Below are 10,620 nucleotides of genomic sequence, written 5' to 3'. Positions count from 1 at the left end.
GCTCGGAGATGTGTATAAGAGACAGCGTCGGGGCCGCGGGGCCGTCGGACGTCGTCGCGAGGTGGAACGGCAGCGCGACGAGAGCGGCGGCGGCGCACGACAGACCGACCCCGGCGGCGGCCCGGAGCAGCCGGCGGCGGGAGGCGCTGCGGCGGATCGTCTCGTAGCGGAGCGGGGGCGGAGCGAGGCGGTCGGACGTGGGCCGCAGGATGACGGTCAGGGGGTCGTCGGGGTCGAACTCGGGCCCGTCGTCAGCGCGTGTGGTCAAGGCTTCTCCTCAGATGGGCGCGGAGCAGTTCGCGGGCCGCGTGGAGGTCGGCCTTGACGGTTCCTTCCTTGCGTCCGGTCAGCACGGACACCTCCCGGATCGGCATGTCGGCGTAGTAGTGCAGCAGGATCGGGACACGCAGCCGTTCCGGCAGCGACTGTACGAGCAGCCGTACGGAGGGGTCCGCCTGCTCGACATGCGCGCTGACGGCGACCTCCGAGGTGATACGGCGCATGGCCTTGCGTTCGCGCTCCAGTTTGCGCCAGTGGTCCCGGACGAGGTTGGCCGCGGTGACGTAGAGGAAGCCGCGCGGCTCCTGTACGGAGGTCCACCGGGACCAGAGCCGGGTGAACGCCTCCGAGGCGATCTCGTGGGCCGTCTCGTCGTCGTCGACCAGACGGCGGCACCAGCCGGCGAGGCGCGGGTAGAGGGCGGCGAACAGGTCGGACGCTGCCTTGTCGCGGGACCGTTTCAACGCTCTCCATGGTCGTGGCCGCATATGGGGCTCGTGGGGCTCGTGGGGCTCGTGGGGCTCGTAAGGAAGGAGCCCGGACCGAGGGCGTACGTTCCCTCGGCCCGGGATCGGATCCGGGACGGTGGGTCAGTGGCTGGACGCGGAGGTCATCGAGGCGAAGACGATGACGTTGTCGACGTAGCCGTCACCGGTACGCCGGCCGCCGCACGTGATGAGCCGCAGCTCCGGGCGGTCCACATCCCCGTAGACGTCGTCCGCCGGGAAGTCCGCCTTCGCGATCTTCCGTACGGAGCTGACGGCGAACACCGCCGCCGTGCCGTTCTCCAGGCGCGCCGTGATCGGGTCGCCCGGGCGCAGCCGCGAGAGATGCCGGAAGACCCCGTCGCCGTAAGTGCCCACCGTCACATGCCCGATGATCACCGATGGGCCTGTCTGACCCGGCGTCGGCGAGTGCCGGTACCAGCCCGCGCGGTCGTGTGCCGTGATCGGGGGCACCTGCATGGTGCCGTCCGACGCCAGACCCAGCCGCATGACGGGCGTGTCGACCCCGATGGCCGGGATCCGGAGTCCGACCGGGACGGAACGCCCGAGGGCCTTCGCCGCCCGCGCCCCCGTCGCCTTGTCGGCGAGGGGTGCGGGCGGTGTCGTACCGCTGTCGCGATCCTCGTTCGCGGCCCGGTCGGTACCGGGGCCGCCACAGCCCACGAGCAGCGAGGCCAGCGCGCCGGCGGTGAAGGCGCGCCTGGAGAGCGGGGTCACGCCCCGGTCGCTCGCCGGCGGCGTACGACGAAGACCGTCGCACCGCCGGCGAACAGGGCCGCGGCGCCGGTGCCGATCAGCACGCCGTCGGCCGAGCCGGACTCCCCGGACGCGGACGCCACTCCGGTGTCGGGCGCCCCCTCCGGTACGACCGCGACCTGGCCGGGAGCCTTGACCTTGGGCGGCACGGCGCTCGGGGTCTGGGCGGTGGTCGGCTCCGCCGAGCCGTCGGCGGGAGCCACGGAGGGCGTGGCTGCGGGCGTGGCGGCGGCGGTCGGAGGGGTGCTGGGGGCCTGGCTCGGGGACGCGTCGTCGGCGAACGCGGGCATCGCGCTCGCCAGCACGGCGGCGCTCGCGAGTGCCATGGCACTGAGGACAGTTCGGCGCATGAATCGCTCTCTTTCGTCGTCCGCCCGCCCAGGTACTCGGCGGGCGGGGCTTGCGGATCGGAGGGAGAGACGAGGCAGCGGCGGGGCGGGTTGTAAAGGAATGGCAAAGTCACTGGAGGGCCCGGCAGGGCCGTACGCGGGAGGGCGAGCGGTACGCGGTCATCCGCCGCGCGCCCGATTCCCGGCGCGGATACCCGGCGCGGATACCCGGCGGATGACCGCGCCGCGTGACCGTCAGCGGCGCCGGCGGACGTTGAGGCGGGCGGCCTGGCGTGTCAGGTGGTCGCGCTCGGCGAGGTTGGGCGCCTTTCGGGCCGCCTCGGCGTACAGCCGCGCCGCCGTCGCCAGGTCGCCGTCACGCTCGTGGAGGTACGCGGCCACCGCGGCGTGCCGGGGCAGCGAGTCGTCCAGTGGCGCGAGCGCCGCCAGGCCGGCCCGCGGTCCGTCGGCCTCACCGACGGCCACCGCCCGGTTGAGCAGGACGACCGGACTGTCGGTCAGGCGCGTGAGTTCGTCGTACCACTCGACGATCTGCACCCAGTCGGTCTCCTCGGCGGTGGGCGCGTCGGCATGGAGTGCCGCGATGGCGGCCTGGGCCTGGAACTCGCCCAGCCGGTCGCGGGCGAGGGCCGCCTGAAGGATCTCGACGCCCTCGGCGATCGACCCGGTGTCCCACCGGCCGCGGTCCTGCTCGGCGAGCGGCACCAGGCTGCCGTCGGGCGCGGTCCGGGCGGCGCGCCGGGCGTGGTGGAGCAGCATGAGGGCGAGCAGCCCCGCCACCTCGGGGTGGTCGATGGCGGCGGCGAGCTGCCGGGTGAGCCGGACGGCCTCGGCGGCGAGGTCGACGTCGCCGGAGTAGCCCTCGTTGAATACCAGGTAGAGGACGCGCAGCACGGTGGCGACGTCGCCGGGCCGGCCGAACCGCACGCGGGACACGATGCGCTTGGCCCGGCTGATGCGCTGGGCCATCGTCGCCTCGGGCACCAGGTAGGCCCGCGCGATCTGGCGGGTGGTCAGCCCGCCGACGGCGCGCAGGGTGAGGGCGACCGCGGACGAGGGCGTCAGCGACGGGTGGGCGCACAGGAAGTAGAGCTGGAGCGTGTCGTCCACCGTGGACGCGGGCCCGGGCGCCGGATCCTCGTCGACGAGGTCCTCGCGCCGACGGCGGGCGGCGTCCGCCCGGGTCGCGTCGAGGAACTTGCGCCAGGCCACCGTGACCAGCCAGCCCTTCGGATCCCCCGGAGGGTCGGCCGGCCAGACGCGGACCGCCTCGATCAGCGCCTCCTGTACGGCGTCCTCGGCCGCCGCGAAGTCGGCTCCGCGGCGGACGAGGATCCCGAGCACGCCCGGCGTGAGGCTCCGGAGCAGGACCTCGTTCATCCGGGAGGTCACTCCGTGACGGTGGGCGACACGCCGTAGAACGGGCGCAGTTCGAGCCACTCGTGGATCGGCTTCCCGCCCGCGCCCGGGGCGGCGGACAGTTCCCCCGCCAGTTCGACGGCGCGCTCGTAGTTGTCGACGTCGATCACCATCCAGCCGGCGATGAGGTCCTTCGTCTCGGCGAACGGTCCGTCGGTGACCGGCGGGCGCCCTTCGCCGTCGTACCGCACGAACGTCCCCTCGGAGGCGAGAGCCTGGCTGTCGACGAACTCGCCGGTCCCTTCGAGCCGGGCGGCGAAGTCGTTCATGTACTGGACGTGGGCCGAGATCTCCTCGGGCGTCCACCGGTCCATGGGGACGTCGTTGACCGCCGCCGGGGCGCCGCGGTAGTGCTTGAGCAGCAGGTACTTGGCCATGGTGTTTCTCCTCGGTACTGGTGCGGCCCATTGTGGTCGCGTTCACTGCGGGGACGGAGCCGGCCACGGGTTCTCGACATCTCCGTCCAAGATTTTTCTCAGATCTCGTGGATGAGCCCGACGGCCACGGCCCGTCACGGCGGATCCGGCGCCACCGGCGATCCGTCGGCCCATCCCCGTGACGGGAGTTACGGGACGGCCCGCCGGTCCAGGGGCGACGATCCGGGGCGGCGGCCCGGGCGGCGGCCCGGGCGGCAGTCATGCGTGCGGGCTCGGAACGTCTCCGCCGCTACGACGAGCAGCGGGTGCGGCAAACGCTGCGGGACTCCCTCTCCACGCGGCACACGTCCGATCCTCGTGCTCGACCGCGAACACGTCGAACACGTCGAACACGTACGTCGAATACGTCGAATACGTCGCGGTCCGGCCCTCCGAAGGCGGGCAGTGGCTGGAGCGCTTCCACCCCGCTCCGCACGTTCACGCCCGAGGGGGTGTCCGCCCGAGGGGCGGGGCCCGCGGCTGGTGCGGTGCGTCGCAAGGCTGAGGACCGGCGTTGTCGAAGCCACCCCCCGGCGCTCGGATCCCCCCACGGCGGGAAATGTCCTGGCTCTTGACAGAACCCGCGCCGGATTACAGCCTATGGCAACGTTGTCAGACGGTCTGTGCAGGCCGTTTGTTCTTGAGGGCTCCCCCGAAATGGATCACGTCACTCATGCCGAACCAGTCATCTCAACCTTCCCGCAGGGCAGTTGTCGCAACCGGCTCGACCTTGCTCGCCGGCTTCGGCCTCGGGGTCGCGCTCCCCGGAACGACTCACGCCGCCGGCGCCGTCACCGCTGACGCCACCCGCGGCCGGGGCGAACTCGCCGCGTACCGCCCGGTCCAGGTGTCGTCGGTCGACTACGCGCCCACCCCCGCCGAGTTCGTGGTCGACAAGCTCAACTCCCCCGGTGTGAAGGGCAGCGGCTGGCGCGCCGCCGCGGGCGACCCGCAGTGGATCTCCGTCGACCTCCAGGCCGAGTGCACGGTCGACTCCGTCCGGCTCACCTTCGAAGCCACCGCGGACGACCCGGTCTTCACCCCGTCCCCCAACGGCAGTCCCCGCGACAACACGACCGGGCAGGAGATCCTCTCCAGCTGCGCGGTGGCCTTCACCATCGAGACCTCCCGCGACCGCCGTACCTGGACCACGGTCCACCGCACCACCGCCGGCACCGGCGGGGTCGCCGAGATCGAGCTGGACAAGGCCACCACGGCGCGCTGGGTACGGATGACGGTCACGAAGCGCTCGAACGCCAACCCGCTGGGGCTCAACGGTTTCGAGGTGTACGGCTCCGCCAAGGGCCACCGCCCCGCCGCCACCGGGTGGACCGACTGGGGCACCCACGACCACAAGGCCCCCGCGCTGGCGGTCGCCGGGGACGGCACCGTACCGCTGGAGTCCGGCTGGACCCTGACCATGGACGACTGGGCGGGGGCCGAGGGCGCCGAACTGTCCCGGCCGAAAGTCGACACCAGCCACTGGCTGCCCGCGACCGTCCCCGGTACGGTCCTCGGCTCGCTGGTGGACCAGGGCCATCTGCCCGACCCCGTCGAGGGCATGAACAACCTGCACATCCCGGAGGCGCTGTCGCGCCACTCGTGGTGGTACCGCCGCGGTTTCCGGCTGCCGCACGGTCTGCGCACCGGCGCCGGGCGCCACGTCTGGCTGGAGTTCGACGGTGTGAACCACCGGGCGGACATCTGGCTCAACGGCGAGCGGGTCGGCGACGTGACGTACCCCTTCGCCCGCTCCGCGCACGACGTGACACCCCTGCTGGCGGCCGACGGCGAGCAGACGCTGGCCGTACGGATCACGCCCATGCCCTTCCCCGGCAGCCCCGGTGACAAGAGCGAGGCCGGCCTGGCCTTCGTGGACGCGGGCGCCAACATGATGAACCGCAACTCGCCGACGTACCTGGCCGCTTCGGGCTGGGACTGGATGCCGGCCGTCCGCGACCGGGTCTCCGGTATCTGGAACCATGTGCGGCTCCGCTCGACCGGTCACGCCGTCATCGGCGACCCGCGTGTCGACACCACCCTGCCCGGCCTGCCCGACACGGGCACCGCCGAGGTGACGGTCGTCGTACCGGTGCGCAACGCCGACACCGCCGAGCGGCGCGTGACGGTCACCGCGTCGTTCGACGGCGTACGGGTCTCCCGCACCGTCAGCGTGCCGGGCGGCGGGAGCACCGACGTCGTCTTCGCGCCGGCCGACCACAAGGAGCTGCGGGTGCGTAATCCCCGGCTGTGGTGGCCCAACGGCTACGGCGAGCCCGCGCTGCACGACCTCACTCTCGTCGCCACCGCCGACGGGAAGGAGAGCGACCGGCGCACCACGCGCTTCGGTATCCGGCAGTTCGGCTACGAGTACGCGGTGCCGCTGCCGTTCGGCGGCGGGACCGACGCGTACACGCAGACGGTCGGGCTGGGAGCGCGGAAGGCGCGCTACGTGCGGGTCCGGTGCCTGACGCGCGCCACCGAGTGGGGCTCCTCGCTGTGGGGTCTGTCGGTGATCGACAGCGCCGCGCCGGGCACCGACCTGGCTCTGCGCAGGACGGCCACCGCCTCGTCCGTGGACGAGCCGGCGCACGGGGCCGCCAACGCCACCGACGGGGACGCTAAGACCCGCTGGGCCTCGGCGTTCGAGGACGACCACTGGATCCAGGTGGACCTCGGCGCGCCGGTCTCCTTCGACCGGGTGGACCTGGTGTGGGAGCAGGCGTACGCGAAGACGTACGTCGTCCAGGTCTCCGACGACGGCGAGACGTGGACGGACGCGGAGTCGGTCGACAACTCCGCGGTGCCGCTGCCGTTCAAGAACGCCAACGCCAGTCTGCAGAGCGTCGACACCGGCGCCCGCGAGGCCCGTTACGTCCGGCTCAACGGCGGTGAGCGCGCCACCAGTTGGGGTTCCTCGCTGTGGAGCCTGTCGGTGATCGACAGTGCCCGGCCGGGCACCGACCTCGCCCTGCACAAGAACGCCACCGCCTCCACGGAGGACGGCGACAGCAAGGCGGCCAACGCCACCGACGGCAGGGCCGACACCCGCTGGTCCTCCGCCTACGAGGACAACCAGTGGATCCAGGTGGACCTCGGCGCGCCGGTCTCCTTCGACCGGGTGGTCGTCGTGTGGGAGCCCGCCTACCCCAAGACGTACGTCATCCAGATCTCCGACGACGGCGAGACATGGACGGACGTGAAGTCCGTCGACAACACCCCGGAGCCGCTGAAGATCAGCGTGAACGGTGTACGGGTCTTCTGCCGGGGCGGCAACTGGGGCTGGGACGAACTGCTGCGCCGGATGCCGGCCGAGCGGATGGACACGGCGGTGCGCATGCACCGGGACATGAACTTCACCATGATCCGCAACTGGCTCGGCAGCAGCAACCGCGAGGAGTTCTTCGCCAGTTGCGACGAGTACGGGCTGCTCGTGTGGAACGACTTCCCGAACGCCTGGGCCATGGACCCGCCGGACCACGACGCGTTCAACACCCTGGCGCGCGACACCGTACGCCGCTACCGCACGCACCCCAGCGTCGTCCTGTGGTGCGGCGCCAACGAGGGCAACCCGCCCGCGGCGATCGACAACGGCATGCGGGAGGCGGTCCAGGCGGAGGCGCCGGGCATCTTCTACCAGAACAACTCGGCCGGCGGCATCATCTCCGGCGGCGGCCCGTACGGCTGGGTGGAGCCGGAGCGCTACTTCTCCCGTTCCACCTACGGCGGGGGCCACTTCGGCTTCCACACGGAGATCGGCATGCCCGTGGTCTCCACGGCGGAGAGTGTGCGCAGTCTGGTCGGCGACGAACCGGAGTGGCCGATCGGCGAGGCGTGGTATTACCACGACTGGAGCACCCGGGGCAATCAGGCCCCGCAGAACTACCGCGCCGCCATCGAGGCACGGCTGGGCACTGCCGGTGACCTGGACGACTTCGCGCGCAAGGCGCAGTTCGTCAACTACGAGAACACCCGCGCCATGTTCGAGGCGTGGAACGCCAACCTCTGGAAGGACGCCAGCGGCCTGATGCTGTGGATGTCCCACCCGGCCTGGCACAGCACGGTGTGGCAGACGTACGACTACGACTTCGACGTCAACGGCACGTACTACGGCGCCCGCAAGTCGTGCGAAGCCGTTCATGTGCAGGCGGATCCGCAGAAGTGGGACGTCATCGCCGTCAACCACACCGCGCGCGGGCTGAAGGGCGTCACGGTCACGGCGCGGCTGTACGACCTGTCCGGCCGCCTGCTCGGTTCGACCCGTCGTACGACCGTGGACGTCGCCTCGTCGAGCACGGCCGCCGCGTTCACGGCGGCCTTCGGGGCGGAGCTGCCGGATCTGCATCTGCTGCGGTTGAGTCTGGAGGACAGCGGAGGCAGGTCGCTGTCGGAGAACACGTACTGGCGCTACCGCGAACCGGCCGACATGCGGGCGCTGAACAAGACCAGGCCGGTCAAGGTCACCGCCGACCTCGGCCATGTCTCCCGGTCGGGCGAGCGGCGCACGATGACCGTGACGGTACGCAACAGGGGCACGGTGGTCGCCTCGATGCTGCGGCTGTCGCTGCTGGACGCCAAGGACGGCCGTCGGGTGCTGCCCACGCTGTACGGGGACAACTACCTGTGGCTCCTGCCCGGTGAGTCGCGGACGGTGACGCTGGACTGGCCCGCGAAGGCACTGCGGTCGGGGCGCACGGCGCTGCGGATCGAGGGGTACAACAGCGCGGAGTCGGTGGTGCGGGCGTAGCGGCGAAGCTGTGGCGCGGTGCCCTGGACGCGGCGGAAGTCGCGCCCGGGGCGCCCGCGCTCTCCCCCAAGTCGGCACGCCCGACCGTAAAGAACTGGCGGGCCGGGGCCGCACGGACGACCATGGCACGCATGAGTGACCAACCCGCACGCTGGAGCCAGGCGACCGTCCACCCCGACATGTGGGCCGACCCGGACGACGACCCCCGCGACAGCGACGCGACCGCCCCGGACGGCGAACTCGCGACGCTCCAGGACTTCCTGACGAGCTATCGCATGACCCTGCGGATGAAGTGCGAGGGCCTGGACGCGGAGCAACTGGCCCGTCGGTCGGTTCCGCCGTCGACGATGTCGCTGCTCGGCCTGGTCCGCCATCTCGCCGAGGTGGAACGGGACTGGCACAACTGGATCCGCGACGGCGATCCGCTGCCGAAGCTGTACGGCGAGGGGGACGGGGACTTCGACGGGGCTGTCGCCGAGCAGGCCGAGGTCGACGCCGCGTACGCCGCTCTGGCGCGCGAACAGGACTCGACCGACGCCGCGTTGGCCTCGCACCCGGATCTGGGTGAGCGCCTGGGGAAGGACGCGATCGCGGTGCGGGAGCTGATGGTGCACAGGATCGACGAGTACGCCCGGCACTGCGGCCACGCCGATCTGTTGCGCGAGTGCGTCGACGGACGGGTGGGTCAGTGACGAGTGCCGGGGGCTCCCGCGGATCGCGGTGACCGACGCTCCCGGCGTGCGCGGGCCGCCGTGACCGGGGGGCGATCCGGCCGTGAACCGGAGCCGCCCTCCCGGCGCCCGAGCGGCGGCTCGAAACCTTCCTGGCCGGGCAGCGGGCCGGGCAGCGGGCCGGGCAGCGGGCCGGGCAGCGGGCCGGGCAGCGGGCCGGGAAAACGGCCGTACCCGGGCCGAGGGCCCGTCCGGCGAGGCGTCGGGGATCCTCGCCCGGCTCCGCGGGACCGCGCTGCTCGCCGCCACCGATCCCGGCCTCCTCCCAGGATCGTGCCGACTCCGTAGCGCGCCGTCCCGCGTGGACCTCGGCGCGGCGGCCCGGCGGGGCACACCGGTACGGACGGCCCGACCGGGGCCACGTACCGACCGCGACCGGCCTGTACGCTGCGTACATGCAGCCGTCCGTCCCCTCCTCCCAGGCGGGTTCCGCGCGGTCGGGCCCCGTCGCGGCCCCCGCCCAGCGCGGACTCCTGACGGAGCGCATCGCCCGTCGGCTGGAACACGACATCAGGTCCGGCGAGATCGCCGTCGGGACGAAGCTCCCCTCGGAGCGCGAGCTGGCCGCCCAGTTCGGTTCCAGCAGGAATGTCGTACGCGAGGTGCTGAGGCGGCTGGAGGCCCAGCATCTGATCGAAGTCGCCCCGGGACGCGGCTCCTTCGTCCTCGAACAGTCCTCGGGGCAGGCACGGGGGTACGACGCGTTGTACCGGGCGGGGCGCCCCACCGTCCGGCAGCTCATCGAGGCGCGGATCCCGCTGGAGGTCGAGATGGTCCGGCTGGCGACACAGCGGGCCACGGACCAGGACATCGCGGCGATGCGGTCCGCGCGGGACGCCCTGGAGTCGGCGACCGATGTCGTCGTCAAGGCCCAGGCCGACATGGACTTCCACGACGCCGTCGCGGTGGCGAGCAAGAACCCGGTCCTGCGGATCATGCTGTCCTCGATCAGCGGGATGATGTTCGAGATGATGCTCCGCTCGAACTCCGATCCGTCGATCAGTGAGCCCGGCGTGCCGCACCACCCGGAGATCTTCGAGGCGGTCGAGGCGCGGGACGTGGACCTCGCGTGCGCGCGGATGCGGGAGCACCTGATGCTGGGCCTGCGTACCTACGGTCCGGATCTCGACGTTCAGGTCGACACCATGGCGCGCAACCACATCGAGACGCTGCTGGGCCAGACCGAAGGGCGTCAGGGCAGCGGCAGAACGGGCGAATAGCCCTGCGACGGTCCGGCAAAATTCTCTTCAGGGGCTGGTCGACGTGCCGCTTCTGCTGTTACGGTCCCGTCTGAACCAACTGGTCCTACCAGTTGGACCAGGCCGGGCGGGACCGACCGGCACGCGACACGCACCACGCGATACCGCAGAGAGACGAGGACGAAGATGTCCACGAGCAGCCAGCCGATGGGCCGGC

At 71.9% G+C, this 10,620-nt stretch carries 8 protein-coding genes and 1 pseudogene; 3 read left to right on the top strand and 6 right to left on the bottom strand.

The features are described from left to right. The 6 genes and pseudogenes from P3L51_RS32565 to P3L51_RS32540 all read right to left on the bottom strand — a co-directional run. A pseudogene (locus P3L51_RS32565) lies at positions 1-268 on the bottom strand (hypothetical protein); the annotation flags it as partial. Continuing rightward, complete coding sequence (locus P3L51_RS32560) at positions 252-743, bottom strand: RNA polymerase sigma factor (protein ID WP_354608941.1); 492 nt, start codon at positions 741-743, stop codon at positions 252-254. The gene P3L51_RS32560 and the pseudogene P3L51_RS32565, both read right to left, overlap by 17 nt. Positions 744-869: 126 nt before the next feature. Further along, positions 870-1,502 (bottom strand): class F sortase, encoded by a 633-nt coding sequence (locus tag P3L51_RS32555; protein WP_354608940.1) that lies wholly within the window; start codon positions 1,500-1,502, stop codon positions 870-872. Continuing rightward, positions 1,499-1,891 carry a sortase-dependent protein gene (locus P3L51_RS32550; RefSeq protein WP_354608939.1) on the bottom strand — a complete coding sequence of 131 codons (393 nt, stop codon included), beginning with the start codon at positions 1,889-1,891 and terminating at the stop codon, positions 1,499-1,501. The genes P3L51_RS32555 and P3L51_RS32550 overlap by 4 nt, the downstream gene beginning before the upstream one ends. Positions 1,892-2,125: 234 nt before the next feature. Continuing rightward, positions 2,126-3,271, bottom strand: a complete 1,146-nt coding sequence (locus P3L51_RS32545) for an RNA polymerase sigma factor (protein ID WP_354608938.1) — start codon at positions 3,269-3,271, stop codon at positions 2,126-2,128. 8 nt (positions 3,272-3,279) lie between these two features. Further along, a complete protein-coding gene (locus tag P3L51_RS32540) occupies positions 3,280-3,687 on the bottom strand; it encodes a YciI family protein (RefSeq protein ID WP_354608937.1) in 408 nt (135 codons plus the stop codon). Positions 3,688-4,399: 712 nt separating this feature from the next. Here P3L51_RS32540 and P3L51_RS32535 point away from each other — a divergent pair. The 3 genes from P3L51_RS32535 to P3L51_RS32525 all read left to right on the top strand — a co-directional run bounded on the left by P3L51_RS32535 (position 4,400) and on the right by P3L51_RS32525 (position 10,424). After that, positions 4,400-8,473, top strand: coding sequence for a discoidin domain-containing protein (locus P3L51_RS32535; RefSeq protein ID WP_354608936.1), 4,074 nt, complete (start codon positions 4,400-4,402; stop codon positions 8,471-8,473). A 122-nt stretch (positions 8,474-8,595) separates the two neighbouring features. Further along, positions 8,596-9,165 (top strand): DinB family protein, encoded by a 570-nt coding sequence (locus P3L51_RS32530; protein WP_354608935.1) that lies wholly within the window; start codon positions 8,596-8,598, stop codon positions 9,163-9,165. 434 nt (positions 9,166-9,599) lie between these two features. After that, complete coding sequence (locus P3L51_RS32525) at positions 9,600-10,424, top strand: FadR/GntR family transcriptional regulator (RefSeq protein ID WP_354608934.1); 825 nt, start codon at positions 9,600-9,602, stop codon at positions 10,422-10,424. Positions 10,425-10,620: the final 196 nt, after the last annotated feature.

The sequence above is a fragment of the Streptomyces panacea genome (assembly GCF_040560175.1).
In the GTDB taxonomy this organism is placed as follows: Bacteria; Actinomycetota; Actinomycetes; order Streptomycetales; family Streptomycetaceae; genus Streptomyces; species Streptomyces panacea.
Note: the sequence above shows the minus strand (reverse complement) of the source record. Positions and strands in the feature narration are given on the sequence as shown.